This window comes from Ahniella affigens (assembly GCF_003015185.1).
Classification (GTDB): Bacteria; Pseudomonadota; Gammaproteobacteria; order Xanthomonadales; family Ahniellaceae; genus Ahniella; species Ahniella affigens.
In genome coordinates this window covers 3,945,596-3,970,099 of the sequence record NZ_CP027860.1, presented here as the reverse complement: position 1 = coordinate 3,970,099, position 24,504 = coordinate 3,945,596, and the positions used below count along the sequence as shown (strand labels likewise).

Sequence of the window (24,504 nt, the reverse complement as noted above, 5' to 3'; positions counted from 1 at the left end):
GGCGCTGCGGCTGCACTCAGGCAGCCGATGCGATGAGCTTGGCGGCAAGCCAAACCTGGGCGCAAGAGCCCACCGCCGCCTGCCCGAAATTTGCCCCCGTCAGGGCAAGGGAAAGGCCAAATCCGCGCAGAAGCGAATTGCAATCAGCTCGAAACCCCGGCCAAACGCCGCCGGAACGCGGCCAAAGTGTCGGAATAGGGCTTCGCATTGAAAATCGCTGAGCCAGCGACAAACGTATCGGCGCCGGCTTCGGCGATCGCGGCGATGTTGTCAAGCTTGACGCCGCCGTCGACTTCCAGGCGAATCGAGCGGCCCGACTGGTCAATTTTTTGGCGCACTTGGCGGAGCTTGTTCAGCGCTTCCGGAATGAAACTCTGGCCGCCAAAACCGGGATTGACCGACATGATCAGAATCAGATCCAGCTTGTCCAGCACATGGTCCAAGTAGTGCAACGGGGTGGCGGGGTTGAATACCAGACCGGCCTGACATCCTTGGTCGCGAATGAGCCCGAGCGTGCGATCGACGTGTTCGCTCGCTTCCGGATGAAAGCTGATCACCGTGGCGCCGGCCTTGGCGAAATCAGGAATGATCCGATCGACCGGTTTGACCATCAGATGCACATCGATGGGAGCCTTGATGCCGTAGTTCCGCAGCGCCTCGCAAACCAGCGGGCCGATCGTCAGATTGGGCACGTAGTGGTTGTCCATGACATCGAAATGGACCCAGTCGGCACCGGCGGCCAGCACGTTGTCGACCTCCTCACCCAGGCGGGCAAAGTCGGCGGACAGGATCGAAGGGGCAATCACGTTGGTCTGTTTCATCGTCAGCTCATGCCGCGGGCATCGCGGATTACGTCATAGGCGAGGTTGGTGTCGCGCGCTTTCTGCTCGAATTCGCGGACCGTCTCCGGGTGCTCGGCAAGACCGGCGATCTTGTCGGGGTGATACTTCGAAATGGCGCGTCGATACGCTTTGCGGACGAGATCATCGCTCGCCTTTTGGTCCACTTCGAGAATGCGGTACGCCTCTTGCAAACTGGGCCGACCGCCGGACTTGCGGTCGAAGTTCTTAATGACGCTCTGCCAGAGTTCGTCCGGAACCTGCAGAGTTTCCTGGATGTTGCGGAACAGCCGAGCATCGCTCAGGCTGCCGTCGGCCGATGCGATCTCGTGCAGACTGCCGAGCACCATCAGTTTCAGATCCATGCGCGTCAGGCAATGGGCAGCCAGTTCCTCAGCCGCAGGTTTCCACGCAAAACCATCGGCCTTGCCGTGGTTGAACGCATCCACCGCGGCGTTGCGGTCTTTCGATTCGAGTGCCAATCGCCGCATCCAGCCTTCTGCGGCCTTCACTTCTGGATCAGACACACGCCCATTCGCTTTCGCCAACGCGCCGGCCAGCATGAACCAGGGCTCCAACAGCCGGGCGCGCTGGGCTTGATTCTCTGGCGGTTTGAACGGGTTCGGGCGGGTCAGCAGCCCACCAACCAGCCCGCCGAGCACCAGGCCAGCCACATGGCGAGACAGCAACAGGCCGGCAATGGCGCCAATCGCGGCGCCAGACCAATTTACCTTGTAAGCCACGATTCGGTTTCCGAATAGGCGCCGAATCTCGGCAGGGCAACAGGACAAGCATTCATCCCAACAGTTTATCAGGCCAAACGGCGGCGAGCCTCTGAACGCTCCCGGATGCGACGCCGGCAGTGGCTTTGTCGCTCAACGTCGAACAGGCAAGTCTTTGATTCAGGGGCACAGATTCTGAAGGGATTGCGGGCGCCGGGCGAGGCAACCCGATTGGGCGAGATGGTTCAGACAGTGTCTACCGCTTCTTGCTAGCCGCTGCCGCTGGTCTGGGCTCTGCCTTCCCAGCAGGCTGGCTCGGCACCAGCAAATTCAAGTGCCGCTTGGCGACCCGAATCCGTACGGAGCGCCCCGACACGAACTCGATGCGATCAGACTCGATCCCGTCGGCAAATATGACGCCGCCCTCGCTCATTTCGGAATCGAGCTCCAATTCGGTGTTGGCATCGGTCAAGCCGAAATCCATGCCAGCCTGCGTGGCGACTGACGGCCAGGGCTCGCGCACGAACCATGCGAGCCGCGCTTCTTCGGGCGTGGGCATGCGCTCGCTGATCTTGCGTTGCTGACAGATCGATCGCGCCCAGCCACTGGCACCGGTACCGGTTGCAACAATGACGCCGGACGACGAATGCCGTTCCTGTCGCTTCTTGATCCGAATCTTGTAGCGCGCCGACTGATGCGAGACATGGCCGATGAACAGCTCGTTCATGGCGAGCAGCGTCTGGCCATTGTCGAGCTCGGCCTCGGCGAGCGTGCGCTGTTCCAGACGAAACCCGTTCTGACCCGCCTGCCAACGAAGTGCTTGGCCAACGTCGGCGGGGGCGTGCCGACACAGCACGCCGTCGTAGCTGCCCGGGTCCGGGTTCACACCCAATGCCCATTGTCCGCTCAAATACTTGGCGACATTCGGTACCAAGCCATCCTGACCGACAATCATGATCCGGTCATCCGGGCCGAACAAAAAGCGATCTAGCTCGTCGCGACTTACCCGGACATAGCTCAGGTTCTCGGGGATTCCCCGAATCGCGAGCGCGAGTCCGTTCTGCACGCGCTCGTGGTTTTCCTCCAGCCAGCGAATGTCCTGGCCGCGCGAGCTCAGGTAGAACTGCGCCTGGCCGTACGTGCCGTAGCGATGAATCAGCTGCTCCAGTGGGGTCGGGCGGGTTACCACAACCACCCGGATGCGGGCTTCCTTCATGACTCGGTCGGCGTATTGCCAAAGAACTCGCGGACCTGCTGGCCGAGCAGATCGGGCGTGATGTTCAGATGGCCGATCGTCGTCAGATGTTCGGCGAAGCGCGCCAGCACGAGCGCGGTGGCGGCGCTCTTCGGCGTGTTCTTCCAGATGTCATGCTGATTGCGGAGTTCATCCAAACGAGCCGCTGCCAACACGCGCGCAGCGGCGGCTTCGCTTTCGGCATCCACCGCGCGCCTTGCTGCCAATGCCTTGGCGTGCATCTCGGCACGTTGAATTTCCGCTGCGGTCTTTTCCTGTTCGGCCGCGGCATTTTGCCGAACCTGTGACAGTGCATTCTCGCCGCGACTCTTGATGAGCATTTCCTGCTTGCGCTCCAATTCGAGCTCGGTCGCGAGTTCGTTTTCCTTGATCGCGCGTTCCTTTTCCACAGCCAGTGCACGGCGCTGGAAAATTGCCTCGTCCGCCTTGGCCTGAATCGACTCCCGGGCCGGTGTTTGCAGGGCCTTTTCGACTTCCGCAGCAGGTGCGATGTGGTCAATCACCAGACTGACCAATTGCAGACCCATCGTCGGCACTTCCGAATCCTGATTCAGCTGCTGCACCAGTGCTTGGCGGATGCTGTCCGAACCATGCCGCATCGCATCCTGCAGATTCATTTGCGCAATGTGCGAACGTGCCGTCGGGACCGAGCGCTGCAGCCAGAACGTGGCCAGATTCTCCAGCGGCCTCTGCACCCAAAGCCCCGTGTTGCCGTCGATCGTGAAGTTCACGCGGGCGCATGCTTTGACCGGGTCGGCAATGCGATAGGTCACGCTGACCTGCACGCTGAGCGACTGGAAGTCGGCCGAGCGCTCGTTCAGCACAAATGTGGTCTGACAATCTTCAACCGGCACTTGCGCCATCGCGGCTGACAGCGGCAGGAACCAGTACGCGACGCCTGCGCCGGAGCGCGACAGATGACCATTCTTGAAGTGCAGAATGTGCTGGTTCGGTTCGGCGCGCAAATGCCGAAGTACCCCAAAACGGGTGATGGTGGCCATGCCGATTGCTCTCCTGGTCGGGCCGCCATAGGGTCCGACGGTCGCGGCCGCAATGCAAGCGCCCCTGTCACGGTTGCCCGGAAGTTGGCTGGCTACCCGGCATCAAAGCCTTCGCGAAACACCGCCGCGGAGGTCGCAGGTAAGTCGACCTACCAGACTTTGCCATCCCCAGTGGCCATGAACGCGCGGTCGCCGTCCACGGCCAAAGACCCCTCCGATGTCGCATCGACCGTAACGGTGATCCCGGTGTTGAACGGTGCCGAGTTCCGGCCATCCGCCGATCGGTAGATGCCTTTTGGAAATTGGCTGGCCAGCGTTGTTGGATTGGGATCAAAGCTCGCATTCTGCCCGAAATGGCGCAGCACCATACTGGCAGTAACCCGGCGAGGCTTGGGTCCTCGGTTCATACGGCACCGTTACTCGAAGCTGTCCGAAAACACTCGGTCGAGCACAAAGACCGATGTTTCGTCGACACAATTGCCGATCTCTGATGTGTCGCCCGTGCCGAGAGCTGTTGCGGTGGCACTGACCGCATACAGTGGTCCAGTGACTGCCGGAAACGTGGCTGAGATGGGCGCGTGACCGGTCAAGCCCGTGATCACCGTCGTGCGGCCCAGGTACAGTGTGGCTTCACCGCGCGCGTTGGCGGTGGCTCTGCAGGCGCCCACATAGAAGTCAATCTGAAACTCCGCAAAGGAGCGGCTCAGCAACTGACCGGTAACGGTCACTTGTGGTGGATTGCCCGGTGTGCGCTGGGCAGCACTCAGCACCGGATAATTCTGCAAATTGTTGGGCCCGGTGCTCGGGTTGCTGGGCTGATTGATGCTCGCACCCTCGTTGCCCAGGTCAATGTCGATGCCAAAGTTGCCGAAACTCGAATTGTGCAGCACGCGATTGCCAACGCCCGCCGTTGGGGCCATCCAAACGCCGGGCCCGCTGTTGGCGTCGATAACGTTCTGGCCATAGCTGACGCCAATGGGCGCACCAATGGTGTTGCCATGCGCCCCAGACGACACCAGCACGCCAGCGGTGACATTGCCGGCCGGCTCGCGACTGATGGTTGCCCCGATCACATTCGACTGCAATTCGTTGGCGGTGGTCTGTGTGCCCGTCAGCCAGATGCCCACGTTGCTGCTATGGCCGATGACGTTGTATGCCACATAGTTGTTCGGCGAATTGACGATCATGATGCCATTCGCATTACCGATATCGCTGGCGCCATCGGTGCCAAAGCCAAGCACATTGTTGGCAATGACCGAGCCGCCTGCCGTGCTGCCCACATTGACGCCTGCGTCACTCGTGCCAGCGATCAGGTTGACCGTGCTTGGCTCATCGAAGCCGCCTACATAGGTTGTACCCGCGCCACCGAGCAGCCGCACAGCATTGCGATTGGGCAGGGTGAATGCCACCGCACCAAATTGGTTCCCTTGAATGTGGTGATTGCTGCCATCCTCAATCTTGATCGCGGCATCGCTGAATCCGGTCATGACCAAATCGCGAACGGTCAAGGCGGCATTGTTCGCATTCGCCGGCACATGAAACGCCCAGGGTGTGCTGGTGCTGCCATTGCCGTTGATGAACAGGCACAAGTTGGCGTCGAACTGGCCGAACGCAGTGTTCGGTGACCAACCCGGCTGACTCCTGCCATCGACAATCACCTGACCGGTGACATCGGGTAGCGGCGCGGTGACGGTCAACGTGCGCGGGCACGTGCCGGGCACATTGAAGCGGATCGTGAATGGCCCGCTGGCATTGTTGGCCGCCACCATGGCGGCACGCAGGGAACCGGCAAGTGGTGCGGCATTGTTGCCATTGTCGCCACTGACGGTGACCAGGGCCGTGGTCAGGTTGTTCAAGCTGGTTTCGAATGCGCCCCGATCAATCGCGCTGCCCACCACGCGGGCCTGGTTGAACAGATCGTGCGCCGGAAAGCCATAGCGTTGATACAGGCTACCGGAGTTCGCTGCCGCGGACGTGGTCTTCAGTCGGAAGTCGTCATTGGCGGCGTCCACAAATTGCGGGTTAACCCCGACCAGGTTGCTCGCGTCCAGTGGCAGCGGGTAGTTGTGCGAGAACAGCAGATTGCTGTGGATCAGCGTGGTATTGCCGAGGTAATAGTTCGAGAAATTCAAGTCGGCGCCTGAGCTCCCAACAACGATGTTGTCAGCGATTTCGGTGACGCGGTCGGAGCTGATGTCGTCATTGAGATAGCTCGACACGATCGTCAAGCCTGGTGCGCCCGAGTTGAATGCCAGCGTGTTGTTGATGAAGATCGTAAAGGGGTCGACGGCTTCTGATGGCATATTGTATTGGACCCCAATCGTCGCATCCGGCGTGCGCGATCCGCTCGGATCAACCTGATTGCGGGCAAACAGGTTGTTGACGATCTTGCTTTGGATGCCTTCTACGTAAGCAATCCGGAAGCCGGCCTTATTGTTGATGAAACGGCAATACTTGAGCGCATACACACCGATCCCCTGGCTACTGGAAAACGTTTCGTACTGGGCGCTCAGGGTGAGCACAGAGAGGTCTTCTCCGGCGTCAAAATGCTGAAACGTCACCCCTTCAATCAGCAGCACCGAGTCGGCATGTGTGGAAAGCGACAACCAGCTTCCTGCTGCATTGCCACCATCCAGGATGGTGTTGCGGGGGTCCACCACCCGGTTGTTGCACCCGGCGGTGTATCCGCCCAGGAGCCTGAGATCAATGTTGTTGCCTTGGGTGTCGAATAGGCCAAGCGTATTGCCGACGGAATAGGTGCCTTGGACCAACCCGATGGTGATGTCGTAATTGGTGCCACCCACCGCGGTTGTGAACTGCTGCAGCGCGCTTCGCAAACCGCTGACCGAATTCACGCAGAAGTCCACCGCGGCAGCGCTCGGTGGTCCCCACAACATGAGCAGCAGCCCGAGCAGGATGGCAGCGATGGATCGGTTCGAGTGGGCGGCGTGAGTCATGACGGTCTCCAGGTTTGCCCCCTTGAACGAAGAAACCCGCGATTTACTGCCAGCGTGCAATCGGACGCGTTTTGGCGTTTGTGTTGCCATGCGTCCGCAACCGGTCTGGCGGGAGCCTCTGAATACGTTCTGAGGCGACGCGGTCATGGATGGCCTGCCCAGAATCAAGCGCGCAAGTGCTTGATTCTGGAGCACCGAGTCCGGACTTATTCAGACCCTGCTTAAGCAATCTGATTCAACCCCCGAGCCAGAACCGGGTCTTACAACGATCGACGAGCGGGTCCTGGCCGCATGGGAGTGTTCAAATGATCCTGGAGCCTACGGAAGACGCATCTACAGCCAAGGATGAACCCGATCTCGGGCCGCTCATCAAGCAGCCCAGCCCGTCAGCGCTGAGTGACAGCATGTATCGACAGTTCAAGCGCAAGGCCCACGCGTTGTTATCGAACTGGCACGGGCAGACGCTCTGCACGACCGAATTGGTCAGCGAAACCTGGCTTCGGATTCGCGCCCAGTTTCATCGGATAGAGGATCAGGCGCATTACGGTCGCCTCTTGAGTCGGGCGATGCGCCAAGTGCTGATTGATCGCGCCCGAGTACGGCAGGCAGACAAACGCGGTTATGGCAACGAAATCTTGTCGCTGGCGCTGGTCGATGCGCCGGCACCGGAAGCCCCGGTTGATGTGCTGACGCTCGACCAGGCTATGTCCGGATTGGCCAAGATTGATCCGGTGCTGGCCGAGCAGGCCGAACTGCAGGTCTTCGCCGGCCTGTCGGTGGCGGAGGTGGCGGTGCTGTCTGGGGTCAGCGAGCGGACCGCCTTCCGCCGCTGGCGCACTGCCAGAACGTATCTGCTCAGCGTGCTGGCCGAGACCTGAGCGGTGACGACGGCTCACACCACAACCACTATCCAAGATCCGAAAGCGCCTGCTGCCGATCACGATACGGATCTGGACCGGCAGGCGCTGGCCTGGGTGTACGACTTGCTCGATCTCGACCCCGATCAGCGGTTGCAGCGGCTGGATGCGCTTGGTCCCGAACAGCACGCCCTCCGCGTTCGGATCCAGCAGCTCATGGCGCTGGACGAGCAATTAGAGGCCGGCACTCGACAATCCACAGCGGAAGACCCATGGCTCGGCCGGCAACTCGGTCGATACCAACTAGTTGAGCGCCTGGGCCATGGCGGCATGGGCGTGGTCTATCGCGCGACGTCAGAGAACGGCCTGCCGCGCCCCGAGTTGGCGATCAAGCTGATCAAGCGCGGCTTGGACAGCGAGGAAATTCTCGCGCGGTTTCATCGCGAGCGACACGTGTTGGCGCGGCTCCATCACCGGCATATTGCCAGTCTGCTTGATGCGGGACTGGCTCCCGACGGTCGGCCTTGGTTTGCGATGGAACTCGTTGGTGGCCGCCATCTGCTTGAGTATTGTGATCAGCAGAAGCTGACGGTGCCCGCGCGCATCTTGTTGTTCACGCAAGTTTGTTCGGCTGTCCAACATGCGCACCAGCACTTGATCGTCCATCGGGATCTGAAACCGGGCAATATCCTGGTCAGTGCCGATGGCGAGGTCAAACTGCTCGACTTCGGTATTGCCAAGCTGATCGATCAGCACGCCGAAGAAGGCGCGCGGTCAACGTCGGCCATGATGACGCCGGAGTACGCGGCGCCGGAACAATTGCTTCGCGGTGCGATCACCACGCAAACTGATGTCTATCAACTGGGTCTGGTTTTGGCAGCGCTGCTGACGGGCAGTCGGCCGTCCTGGCCCGATGCGCCTAGGGATCCGATTGACGGTTCCGTGCCTGTTGCGCTTCCAATCAGTTTGGAGCGGCAACTACAGCGACACGCCGAATCGGAGCCAGCAGCGGCACGACACATCGCCGAGTGCCGAAGCCTGGCGTTGCCCGCGTTGACGCGGATGCTCAAGGGCGATCTGAATCGTATCGTCCAGAAAGCGCTGTCGACAGAGCCGGCGCAGCGCTACGACAGTGCGGCGGCGCTCGCTGATGATCTACAGCGCTATCTCCGCGGCGAGCCGGTGCAGGCCAGCCCGCCGTCACTTTGGTACCGCAGTCAGAAGTTTTTGCGGCGGCACTGGCGCGCTGCGTCGCTTGCGGGCGTGTTGAGTCTTGGCCTGCTCCTCAGTTTGGCCTATTCGTGGCGTGAGGCCGAGCGCGCCCGCGATGCCGCTCTGCAAACAACGTTGAGCCTGGATCTCCTGAAGCAGGTGTTTCTTGGGGCAGATCCTTACGCGGCGAAGGGCGGTCGGACCGAGGCAACCGACCTGTTACAAGAGGTCCGCAAGCGGCTGCTCGATTCGCCGGATCTGGCACCCGCACTCGCAGCGGAGCTCTGGTATCAACTGGCATCGGCGCATGTTTCTCTCGGTCAGCGCGAGGCCGCTGAGTCGGCGCTGCAGCAAGTGTTGCAGACCGCTGATCAAGCCTTGAACTGCCAAGGGTGGCACTGTGCGGCGGCAGACCAGCCGACACTATGGCGGCTGGCACAAGCGGCGCGGGCGCGGCTGGTATTCAACCGGTTGGTGTTGGACCAGGATCGGAGTCAGCTGGCCGAGTTGGACGCTCTGATTGCCGCATTCCGTGCGGCCGGTCCGGGCGCAACCAAGGAGCTGGCGGAGTCGTTGCAGTTTCGGGTGTCGTATTTGTTTGCTCGGGGTGAATACGACGACATCGATGCATTGAGTCAGGAAGTCGTGGCGTTGAACCGACGCCTTGGTCCCGACAACGCTCCGGGGCTCATTCTGGCGCTCGGCAGTCGGGGCGCATTGCTCCGCGGCATGGATCGAACCGAGGCAGCTTTGGTCGCAGCCAAGGAGGCCTATGAGCTGATGCAGACGCATGAGTCGACCGTCGGTGCCGGCGTTTGGCTCTATGCCACGCAACAATACGCCGGAGCTCTGAGCAGTACGGCTCAGCCAAAAATGGCATTGCCATTGCTAGTCGCCGCCAGAGCCCGCGCGGATGCGCTTCGCGGCGAAGACAGCGAGCAGGCTTCGGCATTGACCTGGGAACTGGCCATGACGAGTGAGGTGCTCGGCGAATTCGAGCAGGCAGAACAGGCGCTCAAGCGCTTGGAGCAACATCAGAATACGTTGGCACCCGCGAATCTGGCCGCTGTTTTCAATCTCTATGGCACGGTGCTGCGCGAGCTTTCTCAAGCCGAGGCGGCACTGGGCAAATTCGATACGGCCATCGGCTTGATTTGTGCAGCGCCCGAGATCAGCCCACCTTGTGCCGTCGTCCGAATGAATCGGGTGGAGGCCGAGATTCAGGCAGGGCAGTGGTCGATTGCCGCGGCGAATTTGGCGTTACTGGCGCCGACAATCGAGCAATTGGGGCCGCGTGGGCAGCGACGACTCATCGCGGCGCGTCTGAATCTGCTGGCCGCCCGTGGCGATGCGGCTGAAGCGATGATGCTGATCGCAGCCAACGACGCGCTGATGCGTGACGGCAATGATCTTGAGCAAGCGCGACTGGCGGCAGTCCGTGCAAGTCTCGCCGAAGGCAATGGCGACTTGGATGCGGCGCGAGCGTACTATGCTGAGGCGGAACGGCACTTCGATGCCATCTGGACGGGGTTGCCGCCGATTCGGAAAGGAGTGCGTGAGCATCTGGCCAGGCTCGAAGCCAAGCCGCTTCAATAGCCCCCTTTTCTGTATTCGGCAGACGCGACCCTAGGGCAAGTTCCTTGCAGCTGACGAAATATCCGGGCTAGCATCGGGCCATTGCCTGATCAGGAGCACGACCTATGACCACATTGATTCGCGGCGCCACACTGGTCGATGCCGACGCCAGCCTCCGGGGTGATCTGCTGATCGAGAATGGCCGGATCGCCGCCACCGGTCCGAATTTGGAAGCACCGACGGGTGCTCGCATCGTTGATGCCGGCGGTCTCCTGCTCATGCCGGGTGGCATTGATCCGCATACGCATATGGAACTGCCGTTCATGGGCACGGTAGCGTCGGATGACTTTTACTCGGGCACCGCGGCAGGTCTTGCGGGCGGTACGACGAGCATCATCGACTTCGTCATTCCGAATCCGCAGCAATCACTGATGGCAGCGTTCAAGGAATGGCGCGGCTGGGCTGAAAAGGCCGCCGCCGACTACGCGTTCCATGTCGCGATCACGTGGTGGAGCGACGCGGTCCATCGTGAAATGGGCGAACTCGCCACCGAGCATGGCGTGTCCAGCTTCAAGCACTTCATGGCGTACAAAAACGCCATCATGTGCGATGACGAAGTGCTGGTGAACAGCTTCACGCGGTGCTTGGAATTGGGCGCGTTGCCGACGGTGCATGCCGAGAATGGCGAGCTCGTGTATCGCCTGCAGAAGCAACTGGTCGCGCGCGGCATCACGGGGCCGGAAGGGCATCCGATGTCCCGTCCGCCAGCGGTGGAAGGCGAGGCGGCGAATCGGGCGATTCGAATTGCCGAAGTGCTCGGGGCGCCGATCTACGTCGTGCACGTTTCGGCCAAGCAGGCGTTGGAAGCCATTACCCGGGCGCGCAATGAAGGTCAGCGTGTGTTCGGCGAGGTTTTGGCCGGGCACTTGGTGATTGATGACTCGGTGTATCGCGATCCGGATTTCACGCGCGCCGCCGCCCATGTCATGAGCCCGCCGTTTCGGCCGAAAGAGCATCAGCGCGCGCTGTGGGAAGGCCTGCAGGCCGGGCATTTGCACACGACCGCGACTGACCACTGCTGCTTCTGCGCCCCGCAAAAGGCCGCGGGCAAGGACGATTTCACGAAGATTCCGAACGGCTGTGGCGGTATCGAAGACCGCATGAGTATTCTGTGGCACGAAGGCGTCAACTCCGGTCGGCTGACGCCGAATGAGTTTGTGCGCGTGACTAGCGCGAACGCCGCACAAATCTTCAACCTGTATCCCAAGAAGGGCTCGCTGCGCGTGGGGGCCGATGCCGATCTGGTGCTCTGGGATCCGGCTGGCTCCAGGACGATTTCAGTCAAGACGCATCACCAGAACGTCGACTTCAATGTCTTTGAGGGCCGCACCGTGCAGGGCGTGGTCACGCACACATTCACGCGCGGCTTGCTGGCCTATGAACGCGGCGATCTGCGGGCGACGCGCGGTCACGGTCAGTACCTGTCTCGACCGACGCATGCGGCGTACTTTGACGCGTTGAAGAAGCGGCAGTAAGTGCGGCGTTGCCGGTGCGAAGCCGGCGCTTCGGCTGGGGAGACTCTGAACAAGTTCAGAGTCGATGCGGGTCTGAAAGTCCAGGATGGACATATTCAGACCCGTCTTAGCTTCAGACCAGCTTCCAGCGCCAGCGCCAGTAGAAGCCGAGCACAATGCTTGGCACCAGGAACCAAAAGAGCCAGTGGTTCAGCCAGCCAGGACCGAAGCCGAGCAGGTTCGGCTCGGGCAGTTGCACGGTGATTTCCAGATCGCCTGCCGCATCGGGCAAATAGCCGGCTGGATTCGCGAGCAGTACATTCCACCACTGCCGCGTATGCAGAATATTGCTCTTCAGTGCGTCCAGGTCATGGGTCAGCTTGGTGCCCTGCCACGCGAGTTCGGGGGCTGGTTGCCAAGGGCGATCGGTACAGGCAGTCGTCAGTGCCGAGCCATTCACTGACACGGTGGCTGCCTGCGCTTCTGGTTGTACGCACCAACTGATCGCTTGTCCGGATACCGGAGCGGCGAAACTGTAGCGTTGCGATAGATCACTGAGCGCAAACAGCAACGGCAGCATGCCGAGCAACGACGGCAGAAAGATGTTGCCGACGATCGTCAATTGCAGGCGAATACTGCGTTTCGCGCGTTTCAGCAGTTCGTCGAATTCGATATCCGGGTCGTGCAATCCTTTGTCGGCGCGCTTACTGAGCCGCTTCAGCGCACGCAAGCGCTTTTGTGCGGAGAAGCGCCGGTACAGCCACATGCCTACGTAGGTGAGCAACGCCGAAATCAGCACGATGCGCGGAATGGCTGGCAGCGCGACGGCCAGCAGCGCATCCAGGCGCGACAGCACGGGGTTTGCCAGATCCAGGAGGCCAAGACTCATTGCGCCTTCGCCTCAGCCATGATCAGTGCGCCGACCCCGGCGATGTCCGACGGCGGCGTGGCTAAAGGGAACGACGTCAGCAGGATCCCGGGAACCAGTTCCGGCGCCACGCAATGATCGCCACTCCATTTCTGCAGATTGTCTTCGACCAAGACGGGCGGCACGGCACCGAGCGTGGTCTGCCAGGAGGCGCGATAGCCAACATTGAATCCCACGACCACATCGGGCGCATCGTCCAGGTGGGCGCCGTGATAGGTCGCGCTGCCGGCATGTGCATGCAGGACAATGGGTTGGTCGTTCTTGGCGTCGCGCCAAGTGGGCAGCGCGGCACCCAACTCGGCGATCAGCGCGTCGCGTTGGTCTGCCGTCACAATGCCTTGAGCTTCACGACCCACTTGGTTCAAATAGATGCCATTCAAGCCCATCGCGTAGGCGCGTGTCTTCGTCCAGTCAATGTCAGCGAACAGTGGCGCGGATTCGGTCTTGCCCGGCTTCAGTGCCAAGTAGCCGTGCTCCAGCAACCAGCGATTGACGTGGGCCGAACGCCGATAGTGCGTGAAGCCATGATCGCTGAGCACAATCAGGCGGTCGCCGGGCTGCATGGCTGCCCGAGTCTCGCCAATGATTCGGTCGGATTCCTGATAGATCCAGTCGATCGCCCCGCGCGCCAGCTCGCTCGATTCGGCATGCAGCGGATGCTCAGTGTCGATCGCCCGCCAGAACATGTGGCTGACCCGGTCGGGCTGCACGAATGTCTTGATGATCAGGTCGCTGTCGTTCTTGATCAATGCTTGCTTCAACATCGCCTCGCCTTCAGCGAGCGTCGTTTTAACGCTGTCGAGCCAAGCCGCTTCGTCCAGATGGTTCTGGTTCATCGACCAGGTTTCTTCGGGCATACCGAGCGTGTGGAAGCGGCCAATCACTTGGGCCAGGCGTTCGGCATCGTGCGGTGGCGCGCTGATCGGCAGCGCGGGCTTCATGGGATCAACCTGGATCGGCGTCAGGTACAACCGCACGCGCGGATAGCCCGATTGCAACTGCGCGCGCACCATGCCGCGGACACTACCCAAGGCCAGAAACCGAAAATCGATCGGCAGCCAATCGGACCATTGCCCGGGCTGCAGCGTGAGCTCTTGCGAATCAATCTTCAGGCTGACGCCATCGCCATGCTGCGTGATGCGCAACGGCACTGACATGGGTCCGCCACCCGCTGGATTCTCGGGTCCCTCAAGTGGCGTCTCGATGCTGCCATCGGCATTGCTCTTGACCATCAGCACACGGCCGCCTGATTCCGCCGCCTCGACGCGATGATTCGCAATCAGCGTGTAGGTGCCCTGGGTGCCGAGTAGATCGGGCACGCCCATGCCGGCGATCATGTGCGTGATCGAATCGACCGGGTAGGTCACCGGCACGCGATACACCGAACTCCGCAGGCCTTCCGCTTCGGCGCGATTCCAGAACGGCTCGCCCTGGCGACGATTGACCAGCAAGCCATCCGCGATCGGCACCTTCATGCCCAGGAGGTCGAGTGTTTCCGGCGGCAGCTGCTCCGCAATCGAAAACTCAATGCCATACCGACTCGGATCTCGGTGCAGAAAATCGAAGATGCCGTGCTCGCCCGGATTGAGACCGGTGGCGAAGCTGGACCAGGCGACGGGTGACTGCGGTGGATCCGTGGTGCCGAGTGGCTGAAAGCTGCCGTCGGTCGCGAGCGCGGCGAAATTCGGCAGGTTGCCGGCGTCGATCCCGGCGCGAAGCAAGGTTGGGTCCATGCCATCGAAACCGAGCACAATGACCCGGTGACCGCTGCCGCGTGGTCCTGGGGCGGCATCGGATGCCGGCCAGAACCACCAGCAGAGCACAGCAAGTACGACCAGCGCACCCAGAGCCGGGCGGCCAAGACGTTTCATTCCGGCTTGCTCTCGATCTTGTTGTCTGCCGCCTGCTGCTTGGCCTTGCGGCGCTTCAGCATGACCCGAATCGGCCAAAGCAAAATGGCTGACAAGACCACGAAGAAACCAATGACCAACGACCACAGCGCCGCAATGAAGCTGACGCCGGAACCAGGCCCGTTGTAGGCTTTCGCGCTCATTGCAACAATCAGCAGCAGAACCAGCAGCAGCCAGCGCTTCATCATTGGCCTCAACTCAAGTGATATGAATAGACGATTGGCAAGTATAGCTGCGGGCATCTGCTGGCGGGGAACTGATGGCAGCAATTGACCCGTGGCGCGTGCCCTGGCCGGATCGCTTCGGGGCCTTTTGGATGCGCACTTGGCCAGACTTAGGGCCGTGGTTAGCAGGCCTTGAAACGCGCGCCATCGCCGCCAGTGAGTCGTTGCCGGCAGTCAAGGCGCCCGTGTTCATTGGTGGTCTGGCGCGCAGTGGCTCAACGATTTTGTTGGAACAACTAGCTCGTTTGCCGGGTTTTGCCAGTCATCGCTATGCCGATTTTCCAATGCTGTGGACGCCCTATTGGTGGGGTCGCCTGTTGGACCGCTTACCGAAATCCAACGCAATACCGGTCGAGCGGGCCCATCGGGACCGGATTCTGGTCACGCGCGAGAGCCCGGAGGCATTTGAGGAGCCGCTCTGGGAACACTTCTTTCCCGCGTCCGGACGTGCCACGGACGTGCTTGACGCAAACTGCTCGAATCCTGGGTTCGAAGTCTGTTTTCGTGACCACATGGCCAAATTGCTGCTGGCGCGTGGTGCAACGCGTTACCTGTCGAAGGGCAACTACAACAGTCTCCGCATTGGTTACCTTGCAAAATTGTTTCCTGACGCCCGATTCCTCGTCCCAATCAGGTCACCGCTGGCCCATGTCGCGTCACTGATGCGCCAGGACGATCTGTACCAATCCGCGCCCTCCGCGACGCTGCAACAAATCGCTGCTCGTGGGCACCACGAATTCGGGCCGGCGAAGCGGGCGCTGCGGGCCAGGGCAGGGCACGCACTGATCGCGCCCGCGCGTGCCGATTCCCATTACTGGCTGCAGCAGTGGTTGCTGGTCTATCGGCATGTGCTCACGCTTAAGACCACGTCGGCATTGAACAAACAAATCGAGTTCGTGCCCTATGAGGCGATGGCCGCAGCGCCGCAAGCAGGCTTTGCGCGGATCGCCGCGTTCTTGTCTTTAACGCCTGGGAGCGCGTTGGATCAGGCGATGGTTGCGGCTGCCGCCGCATTTTCGGGTTCGGAACGGCAAGCTCCGGCGAACATGTTTGCGCCGGCGCACCAAGCCTTGGTCGACGAGGCGGATTCGCTGTTTTCAGACTGCTGCAACGTGGCGATCTGAACCGTATCAGTGGTCACCCGATTGTCGGAGGAAGCGCTCATTCGCCGGTGTCGTTGGGCGCTGATCTCTGGTTTACTGTGCATCTTGCCTCGCGCTCCCGATTGTCATGCCTCGTATCGTCTGGATTGCCCTGATCGCCTTGATTGCCTTGGCGGTGGGTCTCAACCTTCTGCCCCAAGCCCAGCCACGACCGAATGTACTGTTGGTCAGTATTGACACCCTGCGCGCTGACCACGTTGGCGCTTATGGATACCCCTTGGCGAAGACCCCGACATTGGACGCGCTGGCCAAGCAAGGCACACTGTTTGAGGAGGCGCTGTCGTCTGCGCCGATCACGTTGCCGTCGCACACCACCATCCTGTCCGGGTTGCTACCGCCAAGTCATGGCGTCCGCGACAATGGCGCGTATGCCGTGCCGGACAGCGTGGATATGGCTGCCGAGCTCCTTGCCGAAGCGGGTTATCAGACTCAAGCCTTCGTGTCTGCCGTGGTCTTGGCCAAGCGTTACAACATTCAGCAAGGGTTTCAGCTTTACGATGATGCCCTGTGGTCGGAAGAAGACCCGAATCTGTTCATGATCCGCGAGCGGCAAGCGCCGGAAACCATTGATCGGGCGCTGGCTTGGTTCGATGGCTGGAAGCAGTCCGACCCGGCAACGCGAAAGCCGTTCTTTACTTGGGTGCACTTGTTCGATCCACACGAGCCGCATTTGGCGCCGGGCGGTATCGCAGACATTGCGGCCACCCCGTATGACGCCGAGATCACGTTCGCCGACCAGCATCTCGGGCGCCTGATTGATGCGCTTGGCAATGCCGGTGTGCTCGATAACACGCTGATCATCGTCACCGCTGATCATGGCGAAAGTCTTGGCGAGCATGGCGAGAAGACACATGCCGTATTCGTGTATCGCGCCACCACGCATGTGCCGCTGATTGTTCGCTTGCCGTCGCGGTTTCCAGCATCCAGACGCGTCAGCACGCCTGTGCACCACATCGACATTCTGCCGACCATCCTCGCCACGCTGGGGTTGCCAGCGCGTGATTTGCCCGGGCGCGACCTGCGCGCCATTCCGGCTACGGGCGACGCCGATCGGCCGTTGTACTCCGAGTCACTGTTGTCGGAGGTTGGTTTTGGCATGGCGCCGTTGCATGCGATACGCCAAGACCACTTTACGTATATTGAGGCGCCACGTCCTGAGCTCTATAACCTGCAGATTGATCCGGATGAACGAAGCAATGTATTCGGCGTTCCGAGCAACGCGTTGATCGCAAACAACCTGGAGCTTGCGCTTAGAGACGTGTTCGCCGACGCCAAACGGCATGCCCATGAAGCCGGGGCGAATCCGCTCAGCCAGGAATCGGTCGAAATGCTGCAATCGCTCGGCTATCTGCAGAGTTCGGCCGAGCGGCAGGCTGTTGCGGGCATGGATCCGAAGGACGGTATTGTCATTTACAACCAGCTCGATGCGGCCCGCAAAGCTGGTCAGAAGGGTCAATGGCCCGAGGCCGAGGGGCTCGTTCGCCAGATCCTTGCGGAAGTGCCCGGGCATGCCACGGCCCGCGGCATTTTGGCGTTTGCGCTGCTGCGGCAAGGCAAAGTCGACGCCGCCCGCCACGAGTATTTGACCCTGATTGCCGACAACCCCCAGGAATTCCGGGTTCTCGGCGCGCTAGCTAATCTGGAGCTGCGACAAGGCAACATGGCGCAGGCATCGAATTACTTTCAGTCGGCCTTGAAGATCGCGCCGACCTTCGTCGAGGCGCTGAGTGGCCTGGCGCTGATCAGCATGATCGAAGGCAATGACCTGGAAGCCGAGACCTATATCACCCAAGCGTTGGAAATCGATCCGGATTTTCCGGGTGTCTATCGCTTGCTCGCTGACCGTTACTTTGAAAACGGCCAGTTTGAAGCCGCACTCCAGTCGTACCAGCAGAGCTTGCGGGGTCGGCCGGACGATTTCCGGACGCTGCTGCAAGCGGGAGCCAGCGCTCGCCGCGCCGCTCAGCCCGAACTTGCGTTGTCTTATCTGGACAAGGCTATACGTCTGCGTCCCGACGCGTACGTGGGGCATTACAACCGCGCCTGTCTCGTGTTACAGACCAGCGGGTTGCAGGCGGCGTTGCCGTCATTGGATGCGGCGCTGAAACTTGAGCCCGCGGTGGCGCAGCTCATCGGTACCGACTCCGATTGGCAGGCTGTCCTGGATGCGCCAGAACTGCGGCAACGTATGCAACGCGATGCGCGCGCGCGGGCACCGGCCCAACACGCGGCGCCCATGCATCAGGATTGATTCGGCGCAGCAGCCAATGTGGTTTCGTTTGAACTGCATGCTGCTGGCGTCACGCAACACGCCGGCCGGCGTTGCGGCCTGTGCCTGGGCTCGAATCGTGTGCCCGGATCAAATGCCGGTGCAACGGGATTGATCAATAATGTCCCGCCGGGACAATTCCAACACACCGTTCCGTTGCATGCTGCTTGCTACGTTGACGTTGCACAAATTTGGCGTGAATTGCTTGCGGGTGTCACACACTGTCGGCACACTTCAAGATTGGTAAATTGGGAGATGACCATGAGGTTGCAGTTGAGCTGTATGTTGGGTGCGTTGGTGCTCAGCTCGGGCGTCTGGGCGGATGTGACGTCCCTGGAGAAAGACCGCGGGCACTTGCAGTTGGGTGACAAGAAGAGCCAGACGACAGGGAAACAGCTGAACGGCGTGACCCGTGGCTTTCCGGCGTTGTCACTGATTGACGACAGTGGCCTCGACTATCAGGTGTTGTCCGATGCTGGCTCATCGATCGCGACGTCGTCCGATTCGGGTGCCGTTGGCGAAGCGAGCTACACGGCGGCCGTCACGGCGACCACCATGAACGGCGGGACCGAGCAGGCCACGCTCGAAGACGCTTATGACGGTTATTCCGGTATCTGCCTGTCGAACAATGGCGGCACCGGGCCCTGCGACGCCGGCCTCGGCGGCAAATCGATCAATGGCTTCAACTATGAAGCGTATTTCAACAATGGTCCGCCCACTTTGGATGCCTCGTGCAGCAATCGGCAGATCTTGTTCCCGAGCCAATCGGTCTATCCGAATATTGTCGTGTCGCGTAAGGTGTTCGTGCCGCTCAATGACGAGTTCATTCGGTGGCAGACCTTGATCACCAACACCAGCGCGAGCGCCGCAACCATCAACCTGATCACGGCGAATGATCTGGGTTCGGACGCCAATACGCTGATTGATCGGACGAGTTCCGGCGACGCGGTGGTTACTGATGCGGATCAGTGGGTGACCACGTTCCAAAACTACAGTGGCGTCAGCACATCGGATCCTCGTTTGGCCCATGTGTTTGGCGGGCCAGGCGCGGCGGTAAGTGCGGGCGGGATCAGTTTTACGAACGGCGACGATCGGCCGTTTTGGCACTATGTGCTGAACATCCAGTCGGGCCAGACCGTCAACGTCGTGACCTTCTCCAGCGGCCAGCCAAGCCGCGCCGATGCCGCCGCCAAGGCGGCGCAATTGGTGGCCTTGTCTGGGAATGCTGCGAGCTGCATGTCGCCAGCTGAACTCGCGCAAGTGGTCAATTACGCGGCAGCGGCCGGACCGGTCAACCGGGACGTGCCGATGATGGATCGACGTGTGTTGCTTGCCGTCATGGGCATGCTCTTGGCATTGGGCTTCGTCGCGCTACGTCGCAACTCGCTCTGAGCTAGCCACGAACATTTGTTGTGCCAGCGGGCGCAAGGAGCCGATCAGGCCCTTGCGCCTACTTGTTTCTGGGGTAAGGACTGAGCCGTGGTCCGTGCTCGCGATGGGTCTGCAGTGCTGGCAAGGCTCCGTATGCCAGGGCATCGACGCGCGAACGGCTACGGCACCCGGGACGGGTGGCTGACCACGTGATCGGGGCCGTCTGGCCCCGGCCAATGCAGGCGGTTCTGACTTCGCCTGAAACCCAAGCTATCGACTCGCGACGACGTCCCTTGGATTACGAGCTTTGCGTGAGCCGCTTCATCATGGGCGTCAGCAGCAGCATCAGGACACCCGACGCGAGCCCCACGAACATCAGCACCAGGAACGAATTGCCAAACGTCAACAGCGCCTGACTGCGCTCGGTTGTCGGGTCCATGGCAGCGAGTGTCCCGAGGCGGCCGGCCAGCATTTCGCCGAATGCCGAAGCCAGGAACCAAGCGCCCATCATGAGCCCCACCACGCGCGGAACCGACAGCGTGGTCACCGCCGACAAACCAACTGGCGACAGCGCCATTTCGCCGATTTCGAGAACCAGATAGGCGAGTACCAGCCACCATACCGACACGAGGCCGTCAGCACCGACGCTCCGCGCAGCGAGTACCAGGACGCCGAATGACAACCCGGCGAAGATCAGGCCCCAGCCAAACTTGGCGGATGCGCTGGGATTCAGTTTCAGTCGGTCGAGTACGGGCCAGAGCCAGGCGAACAGCGGTGTCAGCAGCACAACGAACAGTGCGCCGAGGAACGTCAGCGAGCCCGCGTTCTGCGGCACGATCAGAATGTCGTGGAGCAGGAACAACAATGATCCGGCCAGGGTCAGACCGAGCAGCAACTTCTGGGCGGTCCCTTGGATGCGCATGGCCAGCAGCACGCCGCCCGGAATCAAGACCAGCGACATCGTTGACCAGGGCATGGTGGTACTGCCATCACGTCGGACAAACTGCGGGAACAAGTCCGGATTCATGGTGCGGTCGGTAAAGGCCACCCAGGAGCCGTACGTCTGCTCATAGAGCGCCCAGAACACGGCGCTGATGACGATCAGCACCATCAGGACAATCATGCGACCGCGCTCAGCCGGCGTGATCTTGCTGACAAACCAGACAAACCATACGAGCAGGCCAAGGCCCATGGCCGTCGCCACCACTTCAGTCAGCGTTACCTCGTGACCGCCCGCCAGCGCCGTCAGGAAGGCAAAACTCAGCTTGATCTGCAGCACCTGCTGCAACACCACCACCGCCACGAGCGCGCTCAGGTAGATCATCCATTCGGTAGACAGCGGTCCGAAGCGGCGTGCCCGCAGCTTCTCGGTATCAGGCGGCTCGGCATGCCCGTGCAAGTGGTTTTGTCCGAGCAAGAACTGGGCTAAGCCGAACAGCATCAACACGCCGGCGATGCCAAAGCCCCAGCTCCAGCCATACTTCTCGCCAATGAAGCCGCAGATGATCGACGACAGCATGGCGCCGACATTGATCCCCATATAGAAGATCGTGAAGCCCGCGTCCCGGCGCGGATCATTTTCACTGTAGAGCCGACCCACGATCGTCGAAATATTCGGCTTCAAAAACCCGACCCCCACGGCGATCAGCGCCAGTGCGAGATACATCACCTGCACCGCAGTATTGTCGCGCGTGGCGTTGTCGACTGAGCCCGATGCCGCATGGCCGGTATAAGCCATGCCCAGTTGTCCGAGCACCAACAAGAGGCCGCCGAAGACCACGGCCTTGCGCATGCCGAGATAGCGGTCGGCCAGCATGCCGCCAATCAAAGGCAGCGCGTAGGCGAGGCCAGCATAAGTGCCGAGGAGCACATAGCCGTCGGCGTCCGGAAACAGGTGGTACTTGGTTAGGTACAAAAGCAGCAAAGCCTTCATGCCATAGAACGCGAAGCGCTCCCACATTTCGGTCAGAAAGCAGACGTACAGGCCTTTCGGGTGGCCGAGTAGTTCATTGGCAGTGGTGGCTTGGCTCATGGCAGCTCCGGACAAAGTGCCGGGAGTATAGCCAGCATGCGCGGGCTAACGGCATCGGCTCGCCGCAGCTGACCCATGCTGTCAACTCGCTTGATTTGCCGGAACACCTTGCATCCGTTGCTGGATTCGGTCTCAATCCGGGTGTTTACCGGAATGCGAACGATGTCAGATACCCCCGAACACGAATTGCCAAAACGCACCACGCCGACCTGGGACATGGAGCTGCTGATCTCCGGTGCCACGGTTTTTGGCTTGCTGCAACTGACTGGGACGGTCGAAGGATGGAGCATCTGGGCGATTTCACAGAACGAGATGGCAGTGCAGCAGGCGCTCGTGACGTTGTTTCTGTATGTGCAATTTTCGGTATTGGTCCTGGCGGCGACGTTTGTGCTCCATCTCCTGATGCGCGGCTACTGGGTCGCGCTGGTTGGGCTGAATTCGGTGTATCCCGATGGCATCCGTTGGGACCAGTTCCGGCTGCGTGCGCCGATTGGTACTGAAATTGGCGAGAAGCACGCCGTGCCGATTCCGGATCTGATCGAGCGTGCCGACAACCGGGCGACCTGGGTATTTGGAGTGGGCTTCGCCGTGGCGCTGATGATGGTTGGCCCCGCAGTGATCGTCGGTTTCCTGGCCGTGCTGCTCTTGGTGGCGCAGCATCAGGATTGGCCGATGGACCTGATCGCTACGGTTTACTGGTGGACGCTGGCCGGTATCGGCGTACCCTTGATTCTGGCAACCTGGCTCGATGCCACGATCGGCAAGCGGATCCAGGGGACAGCAATCGGTACCGTGATTCGATACGTGCTTGGCCTTTATCAACGGATTGGCCTTGGTCGGAATCAGAATCCTTTGTTGGCCATTGCGGTGTCGCACATGCCGACGCGGTGGGCGATGGCTGGCATCTCGCTGTTGATCGCAGTGGTGATGATGATCGTCGCGACGGGCATCGTCATGCGTGCATCGGTCTTCGACAATGGCGCCTTCGATGGTCTGCCAAAGCGCACGGCCTATGCGGATCATCTGCTGTTTGACGGTCACTACGCTGATCGACGCAACCAGGATGGCGTGGTCGTATCGCCGTTCATCCCGTCACCTTTGGTGAGCGGCAAGACCTTGCGACTGTTCGTGCCCTATCGGCCAAGAAACCTCAATGCCGCAATGCAGGCGCACTGCCCTGAGGCGATGACTGAAACGGCGCGGAACCAAGGTGAGGGGCTGAGCTGCTTGGCGCGCATGCTGGAACCAAGGCTTGATGGCGCGCCGCAGCCAGTGACCCTGATTGCCGCGACCGACCCAGACAGCCAGCAACGTGGCGCCATCGCGTTCATCGATGTGCGCAATCTGTCAGTCGGTCAACACGAGCTGATGCTGCGGCGCCTACCTGTGGATCCAGACCAACCCGAGGCCGAAACATGGCACCGGATCGAGTTCTGGCGTGAGTAGCGACAAAGCGCCGACGTGGATCAGGGTTTTGTCGACAAACCGCGACTGCCAAACCAGAGCAGTGCGCTTAGCACCAGCACCGCGCCGCCTTGATGCAACGTGCCCAGCCAAACGGGCACGTGCAGCAACAGCGTCGAGATGCCGAGTGTGACCTGCAAGAGCACCATCGCCAGCAGCAGTTTCAGGGCCAGCGACTGACCTGGCCCGGTCGCCCGGGCACGGGCGCGCCAAAACACCATACCGATTACCGCCAATGTGCTGATCGCCAGCCACCGGTGCGTAAACTGCACGGTGCCGAGGTTCTCCAGGAAATTCAGCCACCAAGGCTCAAACAACAGCGCGTTCGGTGGCACGAATTGACCGCCCATCAGTGGGAAGGTGTTGTAGACCAAACCTGCGCGCAGCCCAGCGACCAGGGCGCCAAATAGGATCGTCAAGACCAGAAGGCCGGACGCCAGCCACGTCAGGCGTGAGGTTCGCGCGGCGCCCGCAGCGCGCGGCCACAACGCGTTCACCCCGATCCAGAACATGGACGCATAGATTGCCAACGCCAGACTCAAATGTGCGGTCAACCGGTAATGGCTGACCCGCGGTATGTCGACAAGCCCACTCTTGACCATGTACCAGCCCATGTAGCCCTGCGCGGCGCCCAGGAGCAGCACGCCGACCAACGGCCAGCGCAGCGGCCTCGGGATGCGCCCCCGCAGCAAGAACCAGAAAAACGGCAACGCGAAGCAGAGCCCCAGAAGTCGCGCCAATAGTCGATGCACGTACTCGTACCAGAAGATGGTTTTGAACTCGTCGACGCTCATGCCGCGATTGACTTTCTGATACTGCGGGCTGGCGCGGTAGCGCTGCAGTTCTGCCTGCCAGGCCGATTCCGACATCGGCGGCAGCACTCCGGTGACGGGCTTCCATTCGACGATCGACAGCCCGGACTCGGTCAGGCGTGTCGCACCACCGACCATCACCAGGGCCAAGAGCACCCCACAACAAAACAGTAGCCAGCGGCCAATCGCCCGAGTGTGCTGATCCGGCAAGGTGGAAGGTGGGTTGGAGTGTTCGGTAGCAGCCATGGGGAAACGATGCAACAAGGGAAGTGAACAGCATGACGAGAAAATGCAGAGCTGTCATGTCGGCAGTCGCCTGGCCTGGTTCCGATCCATGCGTCGATTGCCTGGCATGTGGGTCGACGTGCTCGCGCTCGCACGCAAGTCGCTGATTTGATG

Annotated in this window: 18 protein-coding genes; 7 read left to right on the top strand and 11 right to left on the bottom strand. The window is 61.0% G+C overall.

Annotated elements, in window-relative coordinates; all coding sequences use genetic code 11:
- Positions 1 to 143: 143 nt before the first annotated feature.
- The 6 genes from rpe to C7S18_RS15225 form a co-directional block, all read right to left on the bottom strand.
- Entirely contained in the window at positions 144 to 821 is a 678-nt protein-coding gene (gene rpe / locus C7S18_RS15250) for a ribulose-phosphate 3-epimerase (protein WP_106892378.1), read from the bottom strand.
- Between the two features lie 2 nt (positions 822 to 823).
- Positions 824 to 1,582, bottom strand: a complete 759-nt coding sequence (locus C7S18_RS15245) for a DnaJ domain-containing protein (protein ID WP_106892377.1) — start codon at positions 1,580 to 1,582, stop codon at positions 824 to 826.
- Positions 1,583 to 1,817: 235 nt separating this feature from the next.
- Positions 1,818 to 2,777, bottom strand: a complete 960-nt coding sequence (locus C7S18_RS15240; RefSeq protein WP_206207912.1) for an NAD(+)/NADH kinase — start codon at positions 2,775 to 2,777, stop codon at positions 1,818 to 1,820.
- Entirely contained in the window at positions 2,774 to 3,817 is a 1,044-nt protein-coding gene (locus C7S18_RS15235) for an SPFH domain-containing protein (protein WP_106892376.1), read from the bottom strand. Before C7S18_RS15235 ends, C7S18_RS15240 begins: the two co-directional genes overlap by 4 nt.
- Before the next feature lie 149 nt (positions 3,818 to 3,966).
- Positions 3,967 to 4,224 carry a hypothetical protein gene (locus C7S18_RS15230; RefSeq protein ID WP_146151942.1) on the bottom strand — a complete coding sequence of 86 codons (258 nt, stop codon included), beginning with the start codon at positions 4,222 to 4,224 and terminating at the stop codon, positions 3,967 to 3,969.
- 9 nt (positions 4,225 to 4,233) lie between these two features.
- Positions 4,234 to 6,774 carry a right-handed parallel beta-helix repeat-containing protein gene (locus C7S18_RS15225; protein ID WP_146151941.1) on the bottom strand — a complete coding sequence of 847 codons (2,541 nt, stop codon included), beginning with the start codon at positions 6,772 to 6,774 and terminating at the stop codon, positions 4,234 to 4,236.
- A gap of 305 nt (positions 6,775 to 7,079) precedes the next feature.
- On the opposite strand from C7S18_RS15225, the gene C7S18_RS15220 reads away from it, so the two are divergent.
- The 3 genes from C7S18_RS15220 to hydA all read left to right on the top strand — a co-directional run bounded on the left by C7S18_RS15220 (position 7,080) and on the right by hydA (position 11,953).
- Positions 7,080 to 7,652, top strand: coding sequence for an ECF-type sigma factor (locus C7S18_RS15220; RefSeq protein WP_170113287.1), 573 nt, complete (start codon positions 7,080 to 7,082; stop codon positions 7,650 to 7,652).
- 3 nt (positions 7,653 to 7,655) lie between these two features.
- Positions 7,656 to 10,439 (top strand): serine/threonine-protein kinase, encoded by a 2,784-nt coding sequence (locus C7S18_RS15215; RefSeq protein ID WP_106892372.1) that lies wholly within the window; start codon positions 7,656 to 7,658, stop codon positions 10,437 to 10,439.
- A gap of 104 nt (positions 10,440 to 10,543) precedes the next feature.
- Positions 10,544 to 11,953, top strand: coding sequence for a dihydropyrimidinase (hydA, locus tag C7S18_RS15210; protein WP_106892371.1), 1,410 nt, complete (start codon positions 10,544 to 10,546; stop codon positions 11,951 to 11,953).
- A 112-nt stretch (positions 11,954 to 12,065) separates the two neighbouring features.
- On the opposite strand, the gene C7S18_RS15205 is transcribed toward hydA, so the two are convergent.
- Genes C7S18_RS15205 through C7S18_RS15195 form a run of 3 tightly spaced genes read right to left on the bottom strand, consistent with a single transcriptional unit; the run spans position 12,066 to position 14,958 of the window.
- Positions 12,066 to 12,821: a hypothetical protein gene (locus C7S18_RS15205; RefSeq protein WP_106892370.1), complete on the bottom strand. Its 756-nt coding sequence runs from the start codon at positions 12,819 to 12,821 to the stop codon at positions 12,066 to 12,068.
- Positions 12,818 to 14,731, bottom strand: a complete 1,914-nt coding sequence (locus C7S18_RS15200) for an alkaline phosphatase family protein (RefSeq protein ID WP_106892369.1) — start codon at positions 14,729 to 14,731, stop codon at positions 12,818 to 12,820. The genes C7S18_RS15205 and C7S18_RS15200 overlap by 4 nt, the downstream gene beginning before the upstream one ends.
- Entirely contained in the window at positions 14,728 to 14,958 is a 231-nt protein-coding gene (locus C7S18_RS15195) for a hypothetical protein (protein ID WP_106892368.1), read from the bottom strand. The genes C7S18_RS15200 and C7S18_RS15195 overlap by 4 nt, the downstream gene beginning before the upstream one ends.
- A 71-nt stretch (positions 14,959 to 15,029) precedes the next feature.
- Between C7S18_RS15195 and C7S18_RS15190 the strand changes: the two genes are divergently transcribed.
- The 3 genes from C7S18_RS15190 to C7S18_RS15180 all read left to right on the top strand — a co-directional run bounded on the left by C7S18_RS15190 (position 15,030) and on the right by C7S18_RS15180 (position 19,818).
- The gene (locus C7S18_RS15190) at positions 15,030 to 16,118 is read left to right on the top strand and encodes a sulfotransferase (protein WP_106892367.1); all 1,089 of its coding nucleotides are present in this window, start codon (positions 15,030 to 15,032) and stop codon (positions 16,116 to 16,118) included.
- Between the two features lie 106 nt (positions 16,119 to 16,224).
- A complete protein-coding gene (locus C7S18_RS15185) occupies positions 16,225 to 18,408 on the top strand; it encodes a sulfatase-like hydrolase/transferase (protein WP_106892366.1) in 2,184 nt (727 codons plus the stop codon).
- A 279-nt stretch (positions 18,409 to 18,687) separates the two neighbouring features.
- Entirely contained in the window at positions 18,688 to 19,818 is a 1,131-nt protein-coding gene (locus C7S18_RS15180; protein ID WP_146151940.1) for a hypothetical protein, read from the top strand.
- 277 nt (positions 19,819 to 20,095) lie between these two features.
- Here C7S18_RS15180 and C7S18_RS15175 read toward each other — a convergent pair whose 3' ends face one another.
- Positions 20,096 to 21,829 carry a peptide MFS transporter gene (locus tag C7S18_RS15175; RefSeq protein ID WP_106892364.1) on the bottom strand — a complete coding sequence of 578 codons (1,734 nt, stop codon included), beginning with the start codon at positions 21,827 to 21,829 and terminating at the stop codon, positions 20,096 to 20,098.
- Positions 21,830 to 21,991: 162 nt separating this feature from the next.
- On the opposite strand from C7S18_RS15175, the gene C7S18_RS15170 reads away from it, so the two are divergent.
- The gene (locus tag C7S18_RS15170; protein ID WP_146151939.1) at positions 21,992 to 23,275 is read left to right on the top strand and encodes an ABC transporter ATP-binding protein; all 1,284 of its coding nucleotides are present in this window, start codon (positions 21,992 to 21,994) and stop codon (positions 23,273 to 23,275) included.
- A 20-nt stretch (positions 23,276 to 23,295) separates the two neighbouring features.
- Here the strand turns inward: C7S18_RS15170 and C7S18_RS15165 are convergent, their stop codons facing one another.
- Positions 23,296 to 24,351, bottom strand: a complete 1,056-nt coding sequence (locus tag C7S18_RS15165) for a COX15/CtaA family protein (RefSeq protein ID WP_106892362.1) — start codon at positions 24,349 to 24,351, stop codon at positions 23,296 to 23,298.
- Between the last annotated feature and the right edge of the window lie 153 nt (positions 24,352 to 24,504).

Excerpts from the sequence above, each read along its gene's own strand:
- rpe (WP_106892378.1), bottom strand. The coding sequence starts at position 821 with ATGAAACAGACCAACGTGATTGCCCCTTCGATCCTGTCCGCCGACTTT.
- C7S18_RS15240 (WP_206207912.1), bottom strand. The coding sequence starts at position 2,777 with ATGAAGGAAGCCCGCATCCGGGTGGTTGTGGTAACCCGCCCGACCCCA.
- C7S18_RS15235 (WP_106892376.1), bottom strand. The coding sequence starts at position 3,817 with ATGGCCACCATCACCCGTTTTGGGGTACTTCGGCATTTGCGCGCCGAA.
- C7S18_RS15230 (WP_146151942.1), bottom strand. The coding sequence starts at position 4,224 with ATGAACCGAGGACCCAAGCCTCGCCGGGTTACTGCCAGTATGGTGCTG.
- C7S18_RS15225 (WP_146151941.1), bottom strand. The coding sequence starts at position 6,774 with ATGACTCACGCCGCCCACTCGAACCGATCCATCGCTGCCATCCTGCTC.
- C7S18_RS15220 (WP_170113287.1), top strand. The coding sequence starts at position 7,080 with ATGATCCTGGAGCCTACGGAAGACGCATCTACAGCCAAGGATGAACCC.
- hydA (WP_106892371.1), top strand. The coding sequence starts at position 10,544 with ATGACCACATTGATTCGCGGCGCCACACTGGTCGATGCCGACGCCAGC.
- C7S18_RS15205 (WP_106892370.1), bottom strand. The coding sequence starts at position 12,821 with ATGAGTCTTGGCCTCCTGGATCTGGCAAACCCCGTGCTGTCGCGCCTG.
- C7S18_RS15200 (WP_106892369.1), bottom strand. The coding sequence starts at position 14,731 with ATGAAACGTCTTGGCCGCCCGGCTCTGGGTGCGCTGGTCGTACTTGCT.
- C7S18_RS15195 (WP_106892368.1), bottom strand. The coding sequence starts at position 14,958 with ATGATGAAGCGCTGGCTGCTGCTGGTTCTGCTGCTGATTGTTGCAATG.
- C7S18_RS15190 (WP_106892367.1), top strand. The coding sequence starts at position 15,030 with ATGGCAGCAATTGACCCGTGGCGCGTGCCCTGGCCGGATCGCTTCGGG.
- C7S18_RS15185 (WP_106892366.1), top strand. The coding sequence starts at position 16,225 with ATGCCTCGTATCGTCTGGATTGCCCTGATCGCCTTGATTGCCTTGGCG.
- C7S18_RS15180 (WP_146151940.1), top strand. The coding sequence starts at position 18,688 with ATGAGGTTGCAGTTGAGCTGTATGTTGGGTGCGTTGGTGCTCAGCTCG.
- C7S18_RS15175 (WP_106892364.1), bottom strand. The coding sequence starts at position 21,829 with ATGAGCCAAGCCACCACTGCCAATGAACTACTCGGCCACCCGAAAGGC.
- C7S18_RS15170 (WP_146151939.1), top strand. The coding sequence starts at position 21,992 with ATGTCAGATACCCCCGAACACGAATTGCCAAAACGCACCACGCCGACC.
- C7S18_RS15165 (WP_106892362.1), bottom strand. The coding sequence starts at position 24,351 with ATGGCTGCTACCGAACACTCCAACCCACCTTCCACCTTGCCGGATCAG.